Genomic DNA, 20,752 nt, shown 5'->3' with positions numbered 1-20,752 from the left:
GCGAATACACGCGAGAACGGATACGATGACCGCATGGGAACAACACAAACACGAGCCGACGGTCGCCGCGCAGATCAACTGCGCCCCGTGACCATCACGCGAGCATGGTCCAAGAACGCTGAAGGTTCAGCACTTATCGAATTCGGGAACACCCGGGTTCTGTGCACCGCGTCCTTCACCGAAGGCGTGCCACGCTGGCTCAAAGGCGAAGGCCGCGGCTGGGTCACCGCCGAATACGCGATGCTCCCACGCGCAACCAACACCCGCAATCAGCGCGAATCCGTCAAAGGAAAGATCGGTGGACGCACCCACGAGATTTCGCGACTCATCGGCCGATCCCTGCGCTCTGTGATTGACACGAACCAGCTGGGTGAAAACACCATCGTGCTGGACTGCGACGTCCTGCAGGCCGACGGCGGAACCCGCACAGCGGCGATCACGGGGGCTTTCGTGGCGCTCGCCGACGCGGTCGCATGGGCTCGTAAAGAAGGTTTGGTTGCTGAGGATGCCGAGGTTCTGACCGACACGGTCGCCGCGGTTTCCGTGGGCATCATCGATGGAACGCCCGTTTTGGACCTGCCGTACGTTGAAGATGTGCGGGCTGAGACCGACATGAACGTCGTGGTCCGCGGTTCGGGTGACTTTGTTGAGGTACAGGGCACCGCAGAAGGCGCCCCGTTCAACCGTTCAGAGCTCGATGCGCTGCTTGACTTGGCAGTGACCGGCGCGGCGGAACTCGCCGCAATGCAATGCGAAACCTTGGGATGGCAGCGATGAACGAAAACCCTACAAACGCAGAAACTTCAGCGGGCGAGGCGACTCCGCGCATCGTTCTGGCTTCCCATAACCAGGGCAAACTAGCTGAGCTGCGTGAGCTCTTGCGTGGCAAGGTCGACGGGCTTGACGTGGACACGCAGGTCATCGATGCGGGAGCGGCAGGCGCACCTGACATCGTGGAAACCGGCGTTACGTTCGAAGACAACGCACTGCTCAAGGCACGTACCGTGGCGCGTGAGACCGGGCTGATCGCGATCGCCGATGATTCTGGCCTGGCTGTTGACGTCATGGGTGGTTCGCCAGGGTTCCTCTCCGCCCGCTGGGCAGGAGTCCACGGCGACGACGAAGCGAATAACCGCTTGCTTCTCGCACAAATGGCGGACATCACCGATCCGGTGCAGCGTCACGCATCGTTCGTGTGCGCCGCGGCAGTCGCAACACCTGACGGGTTTGAAGTGGTAGAACGCGGCGAGCTCGAAGGAACCCTGCTGACCGAACCACAAGGTGACGGCGGATTCGGGTACGACCCGATCATGCAGCCACTCGGTTCGAGCAAGTCTCTTGCCGAGCACACGCCCGAACAGAAGAACAACATCAGCCACCGCAAAAAAGCGATCGAGGCCCTGTTGCCATCGATCGTCGCGGCATGCACGAATAGCTAAGGCCCCGCGTCGGCAAAGTTTTGTTCCTACACGTAGATGGGCCGGTTGCGTACCAACGCAACCGGCCCATCGTCATGTTTGTGCTGATATTGGTGCCTCTAGAACCTCAGCATGTCAGAAATTACTGAGCCTCTTCAGGCGCTGGCTTGTTCTTCTTCGCGTTGATGCGGTGACGTACCGTCTCAAAGATGATCGGCAAGATCGAGATCAAGACGATCGCGATGAAGATGATGTCGATGTTGTTGCCAACCCACTCGAAACGGCCGAGCCACGCACCCAACAGCGTTACGCCGCCGCCCCACAAGACTGCGCCGATCACGTTGAAGAGGAAGTACTTGGCCTTATTCATTCCGGCGACACCGATGATGACCGGAACGAACGTGCGAACAATCGGGACGAAACGCGCCAGAATCAGCGCTTTACCGCCGTGACGCTCAAAGAAATCGTGGGCCTTGACGACGTGTTCGCGTTTGAAAACCTTTGAATCCTCGCGGCTGTAGAGTGTGGGCCCTGTTTTCTCGCCGATGTAGTAGCCCAGCTGATTACCCACGATCGCCGCGATGATGATGGACGGGATCGCAATCCACAACGGGGTAGAGATCGCGCCAGTTGCCATGAGCATACCGGCCGTGAATAGCATCGAGTCGCCCGGCAGGAAGAAACCGAGCAGTAAGCCGGTTTCAGCGAAAATAATTCCGACGACCAAGGCGATAACCCATGGCCCCAGGCCGGAATCGCGCAAGAAGACGTCAGGGTTCAGCCAGTCAGGCAGGAAAGCGGCGCCGACATGAGTCATGTGGGTCACCGCGTCTGGGGCGGCTAAACCATTGAGAAGGTTGCTAAGCATGAACAGAATTGTACGTGGGGACACCGGGGGGAGCCGCGTTACGACTGGCTAGACTTAGGACACGTGGCTGTGGATTTTGTTGCAATCGATTTTGAGACCGCGAACGGATTTCGAGGCTCCGCGTGCGCGGTGGGGCTCGTGAAGGTTCGCGATGGTGCGGTTGTTGACACGTATTCTTCCTTGCTTCAGCCGCCTCAAGGGTTTGACCATTTCGATCCCCGCAACGTTTCGATTCACGGGATCCGCCCGGATGACGTTGCCGCGGCCCCGCGTTTCGCCGCAGCCTATCCGGACATTGCTGAGTTCATCGGTTCTGACGTTGTTTTGGCGCATAACGCCGCTTTCGATATCGGTGTGATCCGGGCGGGTCTGCAGGCTTCCGAGGTGGGGGCTTCCAAGCTGGCCTATGCGTGCACGGTTCAGCTGGCTCGCAAGGTTTATGACCTCATGTCCTATTCGTTGCCGTTTGCGGCTCATGCCGCAGGCTTTGATCTCACAGAGCATCACGATGCGTTGGCCGATGCACGCGCATGTGCGGCCATCGGGGTGGATGCGGCGCACCGTCTGGGCGCGCAGAGCATTCAGGAGGCGGTGGCCCGGGCAGGTTTGCAAGTGTCCACGATGGCGAGCTTCAAACCCGGCGACCCTGAATGTAAAGCATTGCGTGACGCCCGTGGATGGCGAGCGGCTGGTCACACAGTGCCGCAGCAGTTTAGTGAGCCATGGCCGCTCGAAGGCCCGAACCCAGAGCCGAACATGGACGCTGACCCCGCCAATCCGCTTTACGGACAGCGTGTTGTGTTTACGGGAGAGCTGGGCATTCCACGTAGCGAAGCGAAAGAGCGCGCGGCGGCCGTTGGTGCTCACACCGCGGACCGCGTGACGACTCAGACGAGCGTTTTGGTGGTCGGCGACGGCTTCGTCGCTGAAGACCTCACATCCGGGCGCATGACGCGCAAGGCCCGGCACGCGCTGGCACGCCGCGACATGGGCCAAGAGATTTCAGTGATGTCGGAAGCCGAATTCCTCCAGGCCGTAGGTGGCCATTGGCCACACGGCGTGTGAGCTGGCGCACCAAATGAACCGGTGCGTCAGAACCCACGTTAGAACAGCTGGGCGCGTCAGAACATGAGGTTGGCGAGCTTTTGGGAGTATTCCTCGACGATCGGGAAGTGGTGTCGCGTCCCAGACTTGCCCGTAACCGCGGCGATCAATGCGGCCGCAAACATACCGGCCTGGACGTAGCCTTCGTCGGCCAGCGCGGTTCCGACATCCGTGGCGTTAGCCTGCGCCGCATCGGTACCGAGCGCAGTCAAAGCGACCCCAGCGGCAAGTGACAAGCTCATGCGTGCCGGCCCGGCGTCGTTATCCGTTGCCTGCGGAGCGTTATCGCTAACGTCAGCGAGCTTTTCCAGCATCTGAATGAACGCGCTGTCATCGGTGTCGTTAGGCATCTGGTGCGTGGCCCACACGATGAGTTCGGAGGCATCGGCGCAGGCGGCATGGGCCTTGGGCGAACCGTGGGAGAGAGCGGCGGCTGCGGTTGCGAAAGAGCGCGTCTGTTCGACCGGCAGGCAGGGAACCACGCCGATCGCGATAGCGCGAGCCAGCACGCCGGGGCCGTCAGTTGCTGCGAGGTCAGGAACGCTCGCTGCCGGGCGGTTGAAAGGTCGATGCGGGAGGCTCATTTCAGGCGATCGAAGGCCCGCGATGTTCTGTGGATCGCCGCCTTTATCGACTCCGCGTGCGAGCATGTGGTCTGTGAAAGGCCGCGATGGTGGGGTAGGCGCGCCAGCGGGGAGCTCGTGATCTACCGCGCGGATCCAGCGTAGGGAACCGAGCCACATGCATGCCGGTTCGTCGGAGGCGACTCCTTCGTGCGCCCATTCGAGTGCTTCAGTGAGTCCATCGCCGATCGAGAGCATCAGCATCGACTCGGGGCCGAGCTGTTCGATGTCGGTTGCGTTGGTGCGTTCAACCTCGGCAGCGGCGCTCAGGACAGCGTAGATCAGCTTGCTGTAGGCCGCTTTGTCGGCTACACGGGGGATAGGTGTGGACGAGGACTCACCGTTGATGTTGCTCATATCTGTAGCCTAGCCGCGAGCAGTCATAGATGCGATGCATCCGGGGCTCGCTCATATGCAACCCGCCACGCGGAGAATCAAAGTGTCAGGGGGTCTGGGTAGGGTGAAGCTATGAAGTTTCTGCACACATCGGACTGGCATTTAGGGCGCAGTTTTCACGGCGAATCGCTTGAAGATACTCAGGCGAAAGCGATGCGCGATGTGGTCGATGCTGCGCGCGAGCACGCGGTGGATGCTGTGCTGATCGCAGGGGATGTGTATGACCGCACGGTGCCTCCCGAGCGCGCGGTGACGATGTTTGAGGACACGCTTGAAGAGCTGGTGCGTGTGGGGATCAGCGTTGTGGTCACGAGCGGGAATCATGACTCAGCGCGCAGGATGTCTTTCGGTAGCCGATTCATGTCTGCAGCGGGCGTGCATTTTCGGACGAGTGTCGCAGAGAGCATTGAGCCGGTTCGCTTCACGGAGTGGGAGGGCGAGGACGGTGGCAAGGCCGTGCAACACGTCGACGTGTATGGGCTTCCGTATTTGGAGCCGCGCGTTGTTGCTGCCGATCTGGGTGTTGAGAAGCTGACACACCAGGATGTGGTTGCGGCCGCTGTGGAACGGATCCGCGAGGTTGCTGAACAGCGTGCGAAAGAAGCAGGGGATGTTCCCATCAGAACGGTGGTCATGGCACACCTTTTCGCGGCAGGAGGCACGCCTAGCGAGTCCGAAGCCGTGTTGTCCGTGGGTCAGTTGGACCGGGTATCAGCGGACCTGTTCGAATGGGCCGACTACACCGCTCTAGGGCATCTGCACGGTCCGCAAAGCCCATTACCGAATGTGAAATACAGTGGTTCGCCGGTCCCGTATTCTTTTTCGGAAGCCAAGCAAGAAAAGGGTGCCTGGATCGTCAATATCAACCCGGGCGAAGACGTGGCCACCACGTGGGTTTCGTGGCCGCCGGCGGTTCCGCTCGCAATCCTCAAAGGCACGCTCGATGAGCTGCTGAGCGGCGATGAACACGCGTGGGCGGAGCAAGCGTATTGCCAAGTCACGCTGACCGATGGGCAACGCCCCGAACGCCCTATGGAGCGTTTACGAGAGAGATTCCCTAAAGCCCTCGTGCTTCAGCATGAAAACAGCGGCAACTCCCAGAACCCGCAAACGTATAGGGAACGCATCAAAAAGGCTGAGAATCCGCAAGAAGTGGCGGAAGGTTTCCTCGAATTCGTGCGTCAGCGGACACCGAATGATGACGAATCGAAGCTCCTGGAAAACTTGATTGACCGAGCACGCGTAGAAGCGCAGATGCAGAAGGGCCGGGCATGAAACTCCATAGCCTCACGATCACAGCATTCGGGCCTTTCGCCGATACCCAAACCATCAACTTTGACGAACTCGCAGGCACCGGTCTGTTCTTGCTACAGGGGGACACCGGCGCCGGCAAGACGACAATTCTTGATGCCGTGTGTTTCGCGCTCTACGGCAAACTGCCCGGCGCTAGAGGTGAGCTCGGCGCCAACCCGCCGGTCAGGAGTAGCTACGCACCTGACTCTGTTGGCGCATCTGTTGAGCTCGAGTTCTCGATCGGCGTTCACCGGTACCGTGTCAAACGGTCGCCGTCATGGGACCGGCCAAAATTGCGTGGTGAGGGAACCACTCTAGAACATGCGAAAGCCTATGTAGAGCAGCTGATAGACGGGGAATGGGTGAGCCGCGGCGCTAAGCCTGCTGACGTCAACACCTTCCTCGACGGTGACCAGGGCCTCTTGGGGTTGAGCCTCGATCAATTCACGCGTGTCGCGATGCTCCCCCAAGGCGAATTCGCTCAGTTTCTCAAGAGCAACACCAATGAGCGTGACCAACTGCTTTCGACACTCTTCGACGTGTCCTTGTATGAGAACCTGCAACGAGTAGCGAACGAACACTCGAAGCAGCTCGAAGCCCAGACCCGTGAAACCGAACAAGCCTTTGCGCGTTCCCTCGACAAGCTTGAAGGGCTCGCGGTGCGTTACGAACTCGAGTCTGCGGAGTCCGAAGTAGCAGAAGGCCAGAATCCCGAATACGATGCCACAGATCACGACGTTGCGTGGGGGCGCGGCCTGACTAGAACCGCGTTGCAACGCGTTGAGCAGCGAAAGGAAGCGCATCAGGTTGCCCTCGGCCGCTATGAGGAAGCGCGACAACAGCTCACTCAGCTTGAAACGGTTGTGAGCGATGCCAAGGAATACGAGAAATACAAGCTCATCCGCACAGAACTTGAAGACACCCAAGCCGGCGCGGAGCAGAAACACCAAGCCCTGAAACAACACGAGTTGGCCAGCGAAGCGCAACGCTTCCTGAACGCAGAAGAGAAAGCCTCGCACGCAGTCGACAAGCTCAATGCCGCATTCCAGAATGCCCGCGCAGAACTACCAGGCGCCTTACCGGTTGAGCAACCGAGAAATGCTTATCCTTACGCGCAACTCGCCTTGAGAGGGGGCGAAGCTAGCGGTATTGAAGCTAGTGAGGTCGATGCTCAAGCGGAAACTGAGGCAATCTCTCAGCCGGTCGAAGCTTTCGTCGCGTGGGAATTGGCTATTAAACAAGCCGATATCCTGCACCGAAAACTCATCACGAGCCAAGAAGCCTGCAAAGCATCGGCTCTAGCTCTACGCCGCGCACACACCGATTACGAACAACGTCAAGCCCAAGCAGAGCTAGCGCGCAAGGACTTGGCTGAGGCTCAAATACAGCGCGAAAACGCGCTCGAAACGAAGAACTCGTGCGAGATCCCTGACGAGGGATCCGAACTGCTGCAAGAGCGCCTCAAAAAACTCTCTGAACAAGCCGCGGCAGCCCGAAAAGTCGAAGAAGCGGAGGCCGCATACACGGCCGCGCATCAACGCAGTGAAACCACGCAAAGTACGCTCGACGAAGCCCGGAAACGCGAAAGCGACCTCTACACGCAGCGTGAAGCCCACCTCGTAGCAAGCCTTGCCCAAGACCTCACACCGGGCCAGCCGTGCAGCGTCTGCGGCGCCACAGAACACCCAGCCCCAGCTGCTTACAACGACACCGCAACCTCGACAGCCCCCGAATCGTCTGCAGCTAGCAAACCTGTAGCTAGTCAACACAGCACAGTGGTAAGTGAGCGCGACATTGAAGCTGCACAGCACGAACGTCAACAGGCCGAACGAGCCAACGACGAGGCGCATAACCAAGAGCGTCAAAGCTACGAGCAGCTCAGCGAAGCCCGCGCCACCGCTGGCGGGCTGAGCCTCGAGCAGGCCCAAACATCCATTGACGAACTGACGCAAAAACTTCAACGCGTTCGTCAACAGGAGGACGCGCTCGTCCGTGCCGAAAATGCGGTCAGCGCCGCAGAAAAGGCCGTGGACGATAGCCGAAACCGGCTCGAATACACGGATACAGAATCTAAAGCTAGCCGCGAGAAGCTCGACGCAACCCAGAAAGAAGACGAACAACGCCGCACAGAACAACACTCCCTGCTCGGCGACTGGGACAGCATCGAGACACTCCGCGCGGCCCTCGAATCGTTCAGCGAATACATGCGGCGCTGTATCGATCTGCACACCCGAACCGTGGAATCACAAGCCGCGCTCAACGAGGCTCGTACTGAAGCGGAGACCTACCTCAGCAAACACGGCATCACGCGCGCCGAGGTAACCAGCCACCTCCTCGACGAGGAACAAGCGACGCTACTCAAGCACGACGTCAAGCAACGCGAAGAACTCGAAGCACGGTGCAAAGCTCTTGCCATGCTCGGCGCGGTTCAACGCGCAAGCCAACGCATCGACGAAGGCAAAGCCACCCCGAGTGACGAACAACTCGCCGAACAACGCACGCGACTTGCATCTCTAGAAGAACATAAAGACGCCGCGCTCAAAGCCCATAACGACGCCGAACACGCCCACGAAAACATCCAGGAAATGTTCCAGGAGCTGTGTGAAGCCGACTCTCGTCGGGGCGAACTCGGGACGGAAACCCAACGAGCCAAGAGTATTGCCGCCGCACTCAATGGAACTGGTGGCGAGAACCTGAAATCCATGAGTATCCGAGCTTACGTCCTCGCGGCGAGGCTCGAAGCCGTAGCGGAAGCTGCAACCCACCGGCTCAACGTATTGTCCGATGGCCGGTACAGAATCCTGCACGATGATGCGAAAAGCCGAAACAGAAAAGCAGGGCTCGACCTTATAGTCGAAGACTCTTGGAACAGCACCGTTCGTCCAACCGCAACACTTTCCGGGGGAGAGACCTTCCTCGTATCGCTCGCACTAGCTCTAGGACTCGCCGACATCGTCCAGGAAGAAACCGGCGGCATCACGATCGAGACCCTGTTCGTCGACGAAGGATTCGGAACGCTCGACAAAGAAACCCTCGACAAAGCGATGTCCGGAATCGACCGGCTCCGACAAGACGGCCGCATGATCGGCATCGTCTCCCACGTCGAAGAGCTACGTAGCCAAATCCCTGACCAGATCTACGTGAAGAAAACCCGAAACGGTTCGAGCGTGAAAGTCATCACAGCCGACCAGCCTGCAACCTGAAAGGGGACAACCAACCAGGCCTCAAGCGTTAGCATGAGAACCATATGACACCAGCACAAGGCACAACCCCAAAACCAGGGGCTACGAGTTTCCGCCGCCTCGCACACGACGCCGGCGCACTGTATTTTCCGATGTCTCTGCTAGCGCGTCTACCCATGTCGATGCTAGGCATGGCTTCCCTGACCTACATCGTCGCCTCAGCTGAAGACTTCACAACCCCCGGCCTCGTCACCGCGATCGGCGGGGTAGGAGCCGCAATCGGAACCCCTATCTCCGGTGCACTCTCCGACAAACTCGGGCAGAGACCAACACTCCTCGGGCTATGCCTCATGCACGTCCTCGCCCTCATCGGAGTCCTCCACTTCGGTTCAGGCAGCGACGGGCCCGTAACCCTCACCCCAGCACTCATGATCGTGGCGTTCCTCGCCGGCGCAACCATCCCACCCGCAGGGCCCATGACGCGGGTGCGTTGGATCAACAGATACGGGAGCGACCCCAACCAACTCCGCACCCTTGAAGCCGCGCAAAGCTACGAATCAACGATGGACGAACTCGCCTTCGTCCTCGGGCCGGCATCCGTCGGAATCCTCGCTGCAACCTTCGGACCCGCCGTACCCATATACGTTGCGATGGCGCTATGCATCGTGATCATCCCAGCGTTCGCACTCCACCACACCGAAGCCTACTCACGCATCAGCGGACCACGAACCAACGTCGCGGAAACCAAAACCGTGGTAACGAAACCGACCTCGAGCAGGAACGCGACACTCATCGCTATCACCGTCATCGGAATGCTCGGAGTCGGAACTATCTTCGGGTCCCTAGCCACAATCCTCACCTACTTCGCCGACTACACAGGCAACCCGGGCACCGGTGGCCTGATTTATGCCGTCATGGGCATCACCTCAGGCCTCGCGGCCCTTTCCGTGGCACGCTGGCCTATAACTTTCACCCACACCGCACGGCTATTGACCGCAGCCGCAACTCTCGTACCCATCGTGGTCGTGCTCTGGTTGCCGGAAACCCCGCTATCGATGAGCCTCGCCATCCTGCTCCTCGGTATTCCGATCGGGCCAATCCTCGTCACGAACTTCAGCCTCGCGTCAGGCATCACGCCATCCCACCGCATGGGATTCGTGATGACCCTGCTCTCCGCGGCGATCACACTCGGAACCTCAGCGGGCAACTCCATCGCAGGCCGCCTCACAGACGCGGGCGGACACCACCTTGCGCTAGCCGCAACCCTCAGCGCCTCCACCGTTGTCTTGATATGCGCAACCCTCTACACGTTCCTCAACAAGCAAAAGCAGCCATAAAGAATTGATACAGTGACACGTATGATGAACCGCACCTATCTGGGATCCCGCGTGATCGGTCTCGGCCACTTTCAGCCAGAGAAAGTCCTCTCCAATCACGACCTCGAAAAACTCGTCGACACCAACGACGAATGGATCCAGGCCCGCACCGGCATCAAAGAGCGCCGCATGGTCGGGGAGAACGACACCGTCGTGACCATGGCCGTCCAAGCCGCCCGCATGGCTCTCAAAGATGCCGACGTTTCATCGGTAGACCTCATCGTTGTTGCGTCCACGACCTCCCAGAACCGCACCCCGAACGTCGCGTCCTGGGTCGCGGAAGCCCTCGGGATGGAACGCCCAGGCGTCCTCGACATCAACACGGCGTGCTCGGGCTTCGAATATGCCGTCGCAGTAGCCGACCAGTTCGTCTCCTCCGGCGTATCCGAACGCGCCCTCGTGATCGGTTCCGAAGCGCTCACCAACTTCACCGACTACACCGACCGCACCACATGCGTCCTAACCGCTGACGGCGCGGGCGCCTTCGTGGTCGAACGCACCGAAGAACCCGAAATCAGCCCAGTTGCATGGGGGTCAATTCCGGAGCTCGGCGACGCTGTTGTGATCGGCGGCGAGCCGGAATACTTCAGCCAGAACGGTCGCAACGTCATGCGTTGGGCACTCACGGGTGCCGTCAAGGAAGCTCAACGCGTCCTCGAAACAGCAGGACTCACGATCGAAGACATCGACGTGCTTGCCTTCCACCAGGCCAACCTGCGCATCATCGAACCGCTAGCAAAGGGGCTCGGCGCAACCGATCAGATCGTGATCAAGGACGTCGTGGAGTCCGGAAACACGTCCGCGGCATCCGTGCCGCTTGGCCTCTCCAAGGCATGGCACGCGGGCGAACTTCCACGCGGCGGCCGCACTCTGCTCTTCGGTTTCGGCGGCGGCTTCACCTTCGCCGGTCAGGTCATCAAGTTGCCAGCCTAGAGGCTGCTCAGAGGCTACATAGAGGCCGCAGTCGCGCTCGCACCTGAGTGCAGAGTTAGGTCATCAAACTGGGGCGTTCCCTCCTCAAAAGGGGAGCGCCCCAGTTTTTAATCCGGAATGGATACAACCCAAAAGCTTTATGACGCGAAAGTTTCGCACATCACCGTGGCGATGTGACGTACAACGCATTAAATTTGTGTATGATGTGGTGACCGTCACAACCGAATGACCGTTCGGTTAGCAACAACAAAGTCAGGCCCTCTTTCATCACGGAGCCTGCTGTGGCCAAAGAAGGGCATCATGACCACATCAACCGCACCTACGGCACATCTCGATGCCAAAACAAAGCGCAAGGAAGAGCGTCGCGTCCTTGCCGGTACCCTCGTCGGCACCTCGATCGAGTGGTACGACTTCTTCATCTACGCGCAGGCGGCATCGCTCGTCTTCGCGAACCTCTACTTCAACCCGCTCGCCAAGGATGCGCCGGGCCTCGCGCAGGTCATCTCGCTCGCGACGATCGGTATTTCCTTCCTCTTCCGCCCACTCGGCGCGATCGTAGCCGGTCACCTCGGTGACAAGCTCGGCCGTAAGAAGATGCTCGTGCTGACGCTCATGATGATGGGCTTCGCGACCGCAGCGATCGGCCTGGTGCCAACCTACGAAACCATCGGTGTCGCAGCGCCACTCTTGCTGATGCTTCTCCGCGTCCTCCAGGGTTTCTCCGCCGGTGGTGAGTGGGGTGGCGCAGCCCTCATGGCTGTTGAGCACGCACCAAAGGGCCGCCGCTCGCTCTTCGGCGCATACCCTCAGATCGGCGTGCCGATCGGCATGATCCTTGCAACCGGTGTGATCTTCATGCTCCAGCAGATCCTCGGCATGGAGGCCTTCCTCGCATGGGGCTGGCGCATCACCTTCCTGATCTCGATCGTTCTCGTGATCGTCGGTTACCTGATCCGCATGGCGGTCTCCGAGTCGCCAGTCTTCGAAGAGCTCCAGGAGCGCCGCGCTGAGTCCTCCGCTCCGTTGGGCAAGCTCATGAAGCACAACAAGCGCGAGGTCTTCCTCTCCGCGTTCATCTTCATTGCTAACAACGCAATCGGTTACCTGCTCATCGCGTTCTTCATCGGCTTCCTCGCTAAGCGCGAAGTTGATCCACTGCCACTCGGCCCGGTCCTCGGCGCAACCGTGATCGGCTCGTTCGGCTGGTTGACGTTCACCTTCCTCGGCGGCTGGCTCGGTGACAAGATCGGCCGTGTCCGCACCTTCCAGCTCGGCTATGCTCTGCTCGCTGTGTGGGCTATCCCGATGTGGATGATGATCAAGCAGGTCAAGACCGTTGATGATCTGTGGATGTACGTTGTTGCGGTTCTGATCATGACGGTCGGCCTCGGCTTGTCCTACGGCCCTCAGGCGGCTCTGTACGCAGAGATGTTCCCGTCCTCGGTTCGCTACTCCGGCGTTTCGATCGGTTACGCACTCGGTACCGTCCTGGGTGGTGCTTTCGCACCGATGATCTCGCAGATGATCCTCAACCGTACGGGCGAACCGAACATGATCGGTGTCTACATGATCATCGTTTCGGTCATCTCCTTCATCGCTGTCACGATGGTCAAGGACCGTCCGGACCGTGACCTCCACGTACAGGATGCTCTGGCGATGCGTGAAGAGACCCGCCGCACGACGGCGCGCAGCTTCCGTGACTGAGTAACTCAGTAACTCAATAAACCTGTGGCGCCCTGGCTGACGAACAGCCGGGGCGCCACTGCGTTTAGGGTGATTCCTTATGCGGGAACGGTATCTTCTTCCGTGTGTTGATCGGCACGCTTGAGACGCTTGCGTTCGCGGCGGCCCTCTACGAGACGGTAGAGGACCGGAACGAGGATGAGCGTCAGCAGGGTCGAGGAAATCAAACCGCCGATCACGACGACCGCGAGCGGTTGCGATATGAACCCACCCGTGCCGCCGGTCAACCCGAACGCGGTCGGAACCATCGCGCCGATCGTGGCGAGGGCCGTCATCAAGATCGGGCGCAGCCTACGCAACGCACCCAGCTCGATCGCCTGATCCAGCGGCATCGCATCCCGTTCGCCCGCGTCACGGTGATCCGCTGCGTCGCGGTACTGGTTGATGAGGTCGATCAGAACGATCGCGTTCGTCACAACGATGCCGACCAGCATCAACATACCGATCAGCGACGGCAGGCCTAGGGGGATCTGCGTGATGAGCAACGCCAGGAGCGAGCCGATGAACGCGAACGGAATCGAGATCAGCAGAATGAACGGCTGGATCAGCGACCGGAACGTCGCGACCATGATGATGTAGACGATCGCTATCGCGAGCAACACAGCGATACCGAGCTGCATGAAAGCATCCGCCTGCTGAGTCGCCGCGCCACCGATTGTGGCATGCGCGCCATCGGGCAGTTCAAGCTGATCCAGCCGCTTACCTACCTCGTCCGCCACGGAACCCAAACCCGCGGCCGTAGGGGAGATCGTGACCTGCGCGATGCGGTCGGTATTCCGCGAAACCACAACGGTTTCCTTATCCTGCTGAGTCACTTTAGCGACGTCCGAAACCTTGACCTCGCCAGTAGCTGCAGGGATGGTCAGCTTCTCAAGGTCTTCGATCGAGGAGATCGTTTTACCTTCGCCGATCTTGATCGAGTAGGTCTGGAAACCGAACGTTGTGCGGCCGGCCTCGAGAGGCTCGACGGTGCCGTTGAGCAACGCTCCCACCTGCTGTGCGCTCAGCCGCTTCTCGGCGGCCTTCTTGCGGTCGACGTCAACGAGCACTGTCGGTTGGGTCGTCGTCAGGTCGTTCTTGATAGCGGTCACCTCAGGGATATCCCGCATCGTGTCAGTGACCTTCTTCGTGGCTTTAGCGAGCACCTCAAGGCTCGTGCCTTGGACCTCGATTGTGATGTCCTGGTTGAAACCACCGCCAGTTCCGGGCGCGGACACCTCAAACTCGGCCTTCTCATCCAGGCCCTTGAGCGCGCCCACCTGCTTTTCAACCGCATCGCGCGCCTCATTGACCTTGGACGAGTCATCGACCACCACAATGAACTGAGCGGTATCAGATCCCTGCCCACCCATCATCACGGACAACTGATCCGTGCCGGAGCCAACGGTGTACTGTACGTCGCGGACTCCGTCGACCTTTTCGATCTCATCCGAGACCATGCGTGCTTGCTTTTCAGTTGTGGCCAACGAGGAACCAGTCGGCAAAGCAAGCTCGGCATCGAAGGAGGTCTCGCCCATATCGCCGAACATGTTCGTCTTGATGAACGGAGTTAGTGCGATAGATCCGGCGAGCAATGCCACGGACGCCACGAGCGTGATCACCGGGTGCTTCTGCGTGGATCGCAGAACCGGGCGGTACGCGCGCTGAAGCGCCGGCAATTGTTCTGTCGTCTCAGCGCTGCGTCGAGCACGCTTCTTCTTAGTGCTCTTCTTGGCGCCCTTCTCACCCGAGATGAACCAGTATGCGAGAACCGGAACGATCGTCAGCGATACCACGAGCGAGGCTAGCAACGCGATGGTCACCGTGAGCGCGAACGGACGGAACAACTCACCCGCAAGCCCCGAGACGAACGCGATCGGCGCGAACACAGCGACGGTCGTCAACGTCGATGCGGTAATTGCTCCGGCGACTTCCTTTACCGCGTGGACGATGCTGTTGCGGCGGGATACGACCGTTCCGTCGCCCTCAACTCCATCGCCGTCGGCGCCAGTAGTGGCACCGACGGTGTCGTTGGCGAGGTGGCGGCGAATGTTTTCGATCACAACGATTGCGTCATCAACCACGCGACCAATCGAAATCGTGAGCGCGCCGAGCGTCAGCATGTTCAGGGAATAGCCGAAGCCGAACAGACCGATGAACGTGGCCAGCAGCGACAGCGGAATCGAGATCGCGGTGACGAGTGTTGCTCTGAAAGACAGCAAGAAGATCAGGATCACCAGGACAGCGAAGACAAGACCCAGCAGCCCTTCCTTGGTGAGGTCAGAAACCGCTGACGTAATCGACTCGGATTGGTCGAAGATCAGAACACCCTCGGCATCCGCGTCCTTGAGTAGTTGCGGCAACGCTTCCTCGATGGCTTCGACGACCCGAACCGTATCCGCATCCGGGGTTTTCGTGATCGAGAGCGCAAGAGACAGTTCACCGTTGGTTCGCGTGATCGAGGAGCTTTCCTCATCAGCAAGCTCAACCTTCGCGACATCACCTAGCAGTGAGATCTTCGGTTTCTGCACCTGCCTCTGCGTCTGCCCAGGTGCCTGTTCCGGCGACTGTGGTGCCGCCTGCGAGCGTGCCGCCGCGTCACCAGCACCGGGGGCTTGCGCGTTTGCCGTCGCGGCGATCGGAAGTTTACGCCACTCATCGAGATCCTTGGGAGCGCCATTAGTCTCGGCTGGGAGAGCCAGGGACCCGTCTTCAACCGAACCGAGCGGTACGGAGCGACCAACCTCGCTGATCGCCTTCTGTAGCTCCTGTTCAGTCAGACCCGCATCCTTCATCTTCTTTTCGTCTGGGGTGACTTTGACGTACTGAGTGCTCGCGCCCGTCAGCTGGGCTTGCCGGACACCATCCAGGCGTTCAATCTCAGGAATGACGTTGGATGTCACACGGTCAGCGACAGCCGAGAGCGAGCCTTCCCCTGATACCGCGTAGTAAACCACGGGGAAATCGCTGAAGGAACCCGCGAAAGAGGTGGGGGATACGCCATCGGGCAGCAGGTCACGGGCGTTGGATATCGCACGTTCAACCTGGTTGCGTGCCCGGTCCATGTTGGTCCCATAGTTGAGGGACAACTGGATGGTGGTCAAGCCTGCGCGCGAGGTCGACTTAGTCGATTCGAGCCCTTCGACAGCCTGTAGCGAACGCTCCAAAGGCTGTGCGACCTGTTCGTCCATGACGTGCGGGGATGCACCTGGCTGCTGGGCCGCAACCGAGATGATGGAGAACTCAACAGAAGGCATGAGTTCTTGCTTGAGCTGATTCATCGAGACGACGCCGAACGCGCTGATGAAGAGCGTGATCAAGATGATGAGTGCCCGGTTGCGTAGCGAGACCTTCGCCAAGTGATGCATGGAAGTCCTTGAAGTAAGGGCGAAAAAAGAGAGGAAGGAGCCGTGACTTTATGTCACGGTTCCTTCCTCATCTTATGAGCTTTTTCGCTGCGGTGAACTGTATTAGTTCAGGCGCAGAACCTTGTCGGTGCGGTCCTTAACCTCGGTGTAGAGGGAAGCGTTGTTGTTGAGCTTCTGACCCAGCGTTGGGATGAGCTCCTTGATCTGGTCTTCCCAGCCAGCCCACTTGTCAGCGAAGCAGGTCTTGAGGAGGTTGACCATGATCGGAGCCGCGGTCGATGCGCCAGGGGACGCGCCGAGCAGGCCGGCGATGCTGCCGTCAGCCGAGGAGACAACCTCGGTACCGAATGCGAGGACGGCCTTGCCGTTCGGACCTTTCTTCATGGTCTGAACGCGCTGGCCCGCGGTGATCATTTCCCAGTCGCCCTTCTGAGCAGCTGGGTAGTAGGCGCGCATCGCTTCCATCTGCTGATTGCGAGTCTTCGCGAGCTCAGAAACGAGGTAGGTCACGAGGTCGAAGTTGGACTTCGCGACGCCGAGCATCGTGCCGAGGTTGTGCACTCGGACCGAGAACGGCAGGTCGAAGAACGAACCGGACTTGAGGAACTTAGGCGAGAAGCCGCCGTAAGGGCCGAACATAAGGGACTTCTTGCCGTCCACGTAACGGGTGTCGAGGTGTGGAACCGACATCGGAGGTGCACCTACGGATGCCTGGCCATATACCTTGGCTTCGTGGCGGGCGATGACGTCTTCGTTGGTGCAGCGAAGGAATTCGCCGGACACTGGGAAGCCGCCGTAGCCCTTGATCTCATCGATGCCGGACTTCTGAAGCAGCGGCAGTGCGCCACCGCCGGCGCCGACGAACACGAACTTGGCGTTGACCTCGAGGGTCTGCTTGGATGCCTTATCCTTGACGGTCAAGGTCCAGCCGCTGCCGGAACGCTTGATGTTGGTGACCTTGTGGTTGTAGTAGACGTCGGTCGAGTTCTTGGTAGCCATCGCGTCGAGCAGCTGGCGGGTCAGCGAACCGAAGTTGACGTCGGTTCCGGAGTCCGAGCGGGTCATTGCGACGTCGTTGTTGGTGCGTCCTTCAGCTACCAGTGGGGTCCACTCGGCGATCTGGTCGATGTCGGTGGTGTGCTGGAAGTCCTGGAAGAGGACGTTCTGCTTGAGGGTTTCGTAGCGGGTCTGCAGGTAGCGCTTGTGGTCCTGACCGATCACGAAGGAAGCGTGTGGCAGCGGGTTGATGAAGGTCGATGGGTCCTTGACGATGCCCTGTTCAACGAGCCACGCGTAGAACTGGCGGGACTGCTGGAACTGTTCCGCAATGCCGAGCGCCTTGGTTGGGTCAACCGAACCATCTCCACCGGCTGGGGAGTAGTTGAGCTCGCACAGTGCGGAGTGGCCCGTGCCGGCGTTGTTCCATGGGTCGGAGGATTCGGCGCCAGCGCGGTCAAGGCTTTCGAACACGCCGATGCTCCACCCCGGTTCCACATGGTTGAGGAAGGTTCCGAGCGTTGCGCTCATGATGCCGCCGCCGATCAGGGCGACGTCGAGGGAGATCTTCTGGTTGGTCGAAGACACGGATGTAGCTCCATCTGAGATGTTTGCGGTTAAACCTTAATAAGTCTACGTCTCACAGTACCGCTGGCGGTTGTTTAGGTGAAACCTATGGCGCCGTTTTAAGCGGGCAATGTTAGGAGTGCCACGTTAGTTCCCGCGGCTGGCCACATATCGCGTGGTTGAGGTTACACGAGCGCTTATTTGAGGGTTACGTACTCGAGTGGTTCTTCAAGGTATGAGGAGAGCGGGTATCTGGTGACGTCGCGGGAGAGCGCGATGGTTGATACCGGCAATATGAGCGGGTAGAGCGGCAGATCGGTGAGGAGGTCTTTTTGGATGCGCTTGTAGGTTTCGCGGCGTTCGGTGGGTGACGCTATGGTCAGCGCCGCGTCGAGCCTTTGCGGGATATCGGTGAGGCGTGCGTTGCAGAGAGGGTTGGCACCGCTGAAGAGCCTTGCGAGCATGTCGTGCGGGGAGCGGTAGAGCCCGTGAAGCCCGAAGATCCAGAGTCCGGTGTGTTCGCCTTTGAGAAGTGCTGGGAGGAACTCGGTGTCCCAGCGCATCGGTTTGAGGTGGGTTGTGATGTTGGCTTCCGAGAGCTGTTCGTGGATGTTTTGTGCGGTTGCTTCGGGGCGCGGAAGATACGGCAGCCGCACGCCGGTTGGGTAGGCGAGCGGGATGCTTTGACCGGTGTAGCCGGCGGCTTCGAGCAGTTCTTCGGTTGGTTTTTCTTCGCGGATGAAGGGACGTTCGGGCTGCACCCCGAGTGATGCGGGAGTGAATCCGTTAGCGGATAGCGTCGATTCTGGGTAGTGGTCTTTGAGTAGCTCGCGTTCGTCGATGTTGTGGACGATCGCTTGCCGCATGGCTGGGTGGCTGAGCTGTTCGTCGTCGTGATTGAAACCGAGGTAGATCACGGAGTGCGGGTCGCGATGGAGCACGCGCAGCCCGGCTTGTGCGATTTCTTTTTGTTCTTTGATGGCTATCGCGTCGACGATGTCTGTGTGGGTTGCGCTGTCGTGGTCACTCGCGAGCCATTCAGCTGGAGAGATCTTTGCACTGGTGTGGACGAAGCTCACAGTCCGCGGAGCTTGATCCTTTTCGGGTGCGGCGCGCAGGGATGAGCTCGTGGAAGCCTCGGTGGTGCTCGCATCGGCGTCTGAGGAGGATGGGCTTGCGCTCTCGCTCGCGTTGGAAACGCGTTCGTTGAAGAACTTGGGCCTCAGTTTGAGCGTTGTCGTGTTCTTGGCTTCGCGCTGGGCCGCGGTTGTCGTGGCTTTGCTTTCGATGCGGTAGGCGCCCGCGCCGATTGTTTCGGTGACGGGGTCGGTTTCGTTGGCGCGGAACGATGCTGGCGAGAGGACGCCGAGGCCCGGGTGGGTGAGGGCTTCGGGGAATGAGAAGCACGCGCGCGTGAAGTGCACGTCGAGGACGTTGTGTGTGGGTGTTTCGTAGCGCTGGATGAGCGGGTGCGAGGCGGAGTCGGCTAGGAGTGTATCGATCGCAGAAGGTTTAGATGGTGTGGTCGCGATGTTTTGCCAGCGTTCAAAGTTGGCTTTGAGCGCGTTGGCATCGAGCGCCGTCCCGTCTGAGAACGTGAGCCCTTTGGCGAGAGTGACGCGAAGACGGGTGCCAGCTTTGTTGAGACTTGCAGAGCTGGCGAGGATTCCCGTGAGGTTACCCGTGCTGGAATCGATGCTGAGCAACGGTGGGCAGACCTGTTGAAGTATCTGCTGGGCCGAGACGTCGAGAATGAAAGCTGGATCCCAGACTGTTGGGGGAGCCGACGCGAGGAGGCTTAGTTCGGTTCGGCTCTGTTTGTCTGGCGCGGATGGCACACGGGCGCATCCTGCTGCCATGAGAGTCATAAGACCCCAACCCAGAACCGTGCGGCGACTCGGGCCGGCGTTGTCGAGGGTTTCGCGTGAGATACGGCCACGATCCCGGTGGGAGTGTGTGTTGGATTGCATCATTGCACCATCCGGGGGTGGCGGCTTACGTCGAGTCGCGCGTAAGCGAGTGAACGCATAAAGGGAATGAGTGCGGGCGGAGGGACTTGAACCCTCACGTCAAAGACACTGGAACCTAAATCCAGCGCGTCTACCAATTCCGCCACGCCCGCTTGGGGTGCCCTGTGGGCACCGGGAATCTATATTAGACCAGATTCAGGTCTCGGTGAAGTTTGGCGACGTGTCCTGTGGCGCGGACGTTGTACTGGGCGAGCTCGATGGTTCCGTTCTCGTCAATCACGATGGTTGACCGGATGAGGCCTTCGTACTCGCGTCCGTAGTTCTTCTTGACGCCCCACGCGCCGTAGGCTTCCGCGACGGCGTGGTCTTCGTCAGAAAGTAGCGGGAAGGTTAGCTCGTCACGCTCAACGAACTTCGCGAGTTTCTCGACCGGGTCCGGAGAAACCCCAACGACCTTGTAGCCGTGGGAGGCCAGGGACTCGAGCGAGTCGCGGAAGTCGCACGCTTGCTTAGTGCATCCCGGGGTCATTGCCTTGGGGTAGAAGTACACGATGGCTTTGGTGCCGTTCGTAAGGTCCTTGAGGCTCACGGTGCTTCCGTCAGCTGCGGTCAAGGTGAAGTCAGGTGCTTTTTGGCCCGGTTCTAGACGGTTGCTCATGTGTGCTCCTTGGAGGGTGCTTGATGCGGAAGTTCGCGTGATACGCGAAAGGCTGAAACTGTTTGAAACAGTTTCAGCCTTTCAGTCTAGTGCGCCCTCCGGGACTCGAACCCGGAACCTATTGATTAAGAGTCAAGTGCTCTACCAATTGAGCTAAAGGCGCTTGTCTTTGCCTCGAAGAATTTTGTGTCTTCCTCGCGGCGACCTGTTCAACATTACAGGCTGTTTTCAGAAACAACAAATCGAGGAGAATCCTTTAGCTGTTTTGTGAGGAAGAG

General features: G+C 59.5%; 14 protein-coding genes and 2 tRNA genes. 8 read left to right on the top strand and 8 right to left on the bottom strand.

What is annotated here, in order from left to right; all coding sequences use genetic code 11:
- Positions 1-33: 33 nt before the first annotated feature.
- The gene (gene rph, locus JOD50_RS10060; RefSeq protein ID WP_204881416.1) at positions 34-777 is read left to right on the top strand and encodes a ribonuclease PH; all 744 of its coding nucleotides are present in this window, start codon (positions 34-36) and stop codon (positions 775-777) included.
- Positions 774-1,439 (top strand): RdgB/HAM1 family non-canonical purine NTP pyrophosphatase, encoded by a 666-nt coding sequence (gene rdgB, locus JOD50_RS10055; protein WP_204881415.1) that lies wholly within the window; start codon positions 774-776, stop codon positions 1,437-1,439. Before rph ends, rdgB begins: the two co-directional genes overlap by 4 nt.
- 121 nt (positions 1,440-1,560) lie before the next feature.
- On the opposite strand, the gene JOD50_RS10050 is transcribed toward rdgB, so the two are convergent.
- Entirely contained in the window at positions 1,561-2,235 is a 675-nt protein-coding gene (locus tag JOD50_RS10050) for a VTT domain-containing protein (RefSeq protein ID WP_204881650.1), read from the bottom strand.
- Positions 2,236-2,349: 114 nt separating this feature from the next.
- Here JOD50_RS10050 and JOD50_RS10045 point away from each other — a divergent pair, with 114 nt between their 5' ends.
- Positions 2,350-3,351, top strand: a complete 1,002-nt coding sequence (locus JOD50_RS10045; protein ID WP_101629495.1) for an exonuclease domain-containing protein — start codon at positions 2,350-2,352, stop codon at positions 3,349-3,351.
- Positions 3,352-3,407: 56 nt separating this feature from the next.
- On the opposite strand, the gene JOD50_RS10040 is transcribed toward JOD50_RS10045, so the two are convergent.
- Entirely contained in the window at positions 3,408-4,370 is a 963-nt protein-coding gene (locus JOD50_RS10040) for a hypothetical protein (RefSeq protein ID WP_204881414.1), read from the bottom strand.
- Positions 4,371-4,481: 111 nt separating this feature from the next.
- Between JOD50_RS10040 and JOD50_RS10035 the strand changes: the two genes are divergently transcribed.
- The 5 genes from JOD50_RS10035 (at position 4,482) to JOD50_RS10015 (ending at position 12,897) form a co-directional block, all read left to right on the top strand.
- Entirely contained in the window at positions 4,482-5,684 is a 1,203-nt protein-coding gene (locus JOD50_RS10035) for an exonuclease SbcCD subunit D (RefSeq protein WP_204881413.1), read from the top strand.
- A complete protein-coding gene (locus JOD50_RS10030) occupies positions 5,681-8,905 on the top strand; it encodes an AAA family ATPase (protein ID WP_204881412.1) in 3,225 nt (1,074 codons plus the stop codon). The genes JOD50_RS10035 and JOD50_RS10030 overlap by 4 nt, the downstream gene beginning before the upstream one ends.
- A gap of 44 nt (positions 8,906-8,949) precedes the next feature.
- Entirely contained in the window at positions 8,950-10,221 is a 1,272-nt protein-coding gene (locus tag JOD50_RS10025; RefSeq protein WP_204881411.1) for an MFS transporter, read from the top strand.
- A gap of 21 nt (positions 10,222-10,242) precedes the next feature.
- Positions 10,243-11,193, top strand: a complete 951-nt coding sequence (locus tag JOD50_RS10020; RefSeq protein ID WP_338052108.1) for a beta-ketoacyl-ACP synthase 3 — start codon at positions 10,243-10,245, stop codon at positions 11,191-11,193.
- A 300-nt stretch (positions 11,194-11,493) separates the two neighbouring features.
- Positions 11,494-12,897, top strand: a complete 1,404-nt coding sequence (locus JOD50_RS10015) for an MFS transporter (protein WP_204881410.1) — start codon at positions 11,494-11,496, stop codon at positions 12,895-12,897.
- 77 nt (positions 12,898-12,974) lie between these two features.
- On the opposite strand, the gene JOD50_RS10010 is transcribed toward JOD50_RS10015, so the two are convergent.
- From JOD50_RS10010 to JOD50_RS09985, 6 genes are all read right to left on the bottom strand, one after another.
- Entirely contained in the window at positions 12,975-16,283 is a 3,309-nt protein-coding gene (locus JOD50_RS10010) for an efflux RND transporter permease subunit (protein ID WP_204881409.1), read from the bottom strand.
- A 102-nt stretch (positions 16,284-16,385) separates the two neighbouring features.
- Positions 16,386-17,867 (bottom strand): malate:quinone oxidoreductase, encoded by a 1,482-nt coding sequence (locus JOD50_RS10005; protein WP_204881408.1) that lies wholly within the window; start codon positions 17,865-17,867, stop codon positions 16,386-16,388.
- 176 nt (positions 17,868-18,043) lie between these two features.
- The gene (locus JOD50_RS10000) at positions 18,044-19,819 is read right to left on the bottom strand and encodes an ABC transporter substrate-binding protein (RefSeq protein ID WP_204881407.1); all 1,776 of its coding nucleotides are present in this window, start codon (positions 19,817-19,819) and stop codon (positions 18,044-18,046) included.
- Positions 19,820-19,887: 68 nt separating this feature from the next.
- A tRNA-Leu gene (locus JOD50_RS09995) sits at positions 19,888-19,968 on the bottom strand.
- Between the two features lie 32 nt (positions 19,969-20,000).
- On the bottom strand, positions 20,001-20,474 hold the full coding sequence (bcp, locus tag JOD50_RS09990; RefSeq protein ID WP_204881406.1) for a thioredoxin-dependent thiol peroxidase: 474 nt from the start codon (positions 20,472-20,474) through the stop codon (positions 20,001-20,003).
- A 90-nt stretch (positions 20,475-20,564) separates the two neighbouring features.
- Positions 20,565-20,637, bottom strand: a tRNA-Lys gene (locus JOD50_RS09985).
- Positions 20,638-20,752 lie beyond the last annotated feature (115 nt).

This window comes from Pseudoglutamicibacter cumminsii (assembly GCF_016907775.1).
GTDB lineage: Bacteria > Actinomycetota > Actinomycetes > Actinomycetales > Micrococcaceae > Pseudoglutamicibacter > Pseudoglutamicibacter cumminsii.
This window is presented reverse-complemented; position numbering and strand designations above follow the sequence as displayed.

Bases quoted from the DNA above. Each gene is read 5' to 3' on its own strand.
- JOD50_RS10030 (WP_204881412.1), top strand. From the start codon at position 5,681: ATGAAACTCCATAGCCTCACGATCACAGCATTCGGGCCTTTCGCCGAT.
- JOD50_RS10010 (WP_204881409.1), bottom strand. From the start codon at position 16,283: ATGCATCACTTGGCGAAGGTCTCGCTACGCAACCGGGCACTCATCATC.
- JOD50_RS10000 (WP_204881407.1), bottom strand. From the start codon at position 19,819: ATGATGCAATCCAACACACACTCCCACCGGGATCGTGGCCGTATCTCA.
- JOD50_RS10050 (WP_204881650.1), bottom strand. From the start codon at position 2,235: ATGACTCATGTCGGCGCCGCTTTCCTGCCTGACTGGCTGAACCCTGAC.
- JOD50_RS10035 (WP_204881413.1), top strand. From the start codon at position 4,482: ATGAAGTTTCTGCACACATCGGACTGGCATTTAGGGCGCAGTTTTCAC.
- bcp (WP_204881406.1), bottom strand. From the start codon at position 20,474: ATGAGCAACCGTCTAGAACCGGGCCAAAAAGCACCTGACTTCACCTTG.
- JOD50_RS10040 (WP_204881414.1), bottom strand. From the start codon at position 4,370: ATGAGCAACATCAACGGTGAGTCCTCGTCCACACCTATCCCCCGTGTA.
- JOD50_RS10025 (WP_204881411.1), top strand. From the start codon at position 8,950: ATGACACCAGCACAAGGCACAACCCCAAAACCAGGGGCTACGAGTTTC.
- rdgB (WP_204881415.1), top strand. From the start codon at position 774: ATGAACGAAAACCCTACAAACGCAGAAACTTCAGCGGGCGAGGCGACT.
- rph (WP_204881416.1), top strand. From the start codon at position 34: ATGGGAACAACACAAACACGAGCCGACGGTCGCCGCGCAGATCAACTG.
- JOD50_RS10015 (WP_204881410.1), top strand. From the start codon at position 11,494: ATGACCACATCAACCGCACCTACGGCACATCTCGATGCCAAAACAAAG.
- JOD50_RS10020 (WP_338052108.1), top strand. From the start codon at position 10,243: ATGATGAACCGCACCTATCTGGGATCCCGCGTGATCGGTCTCGGCCAC.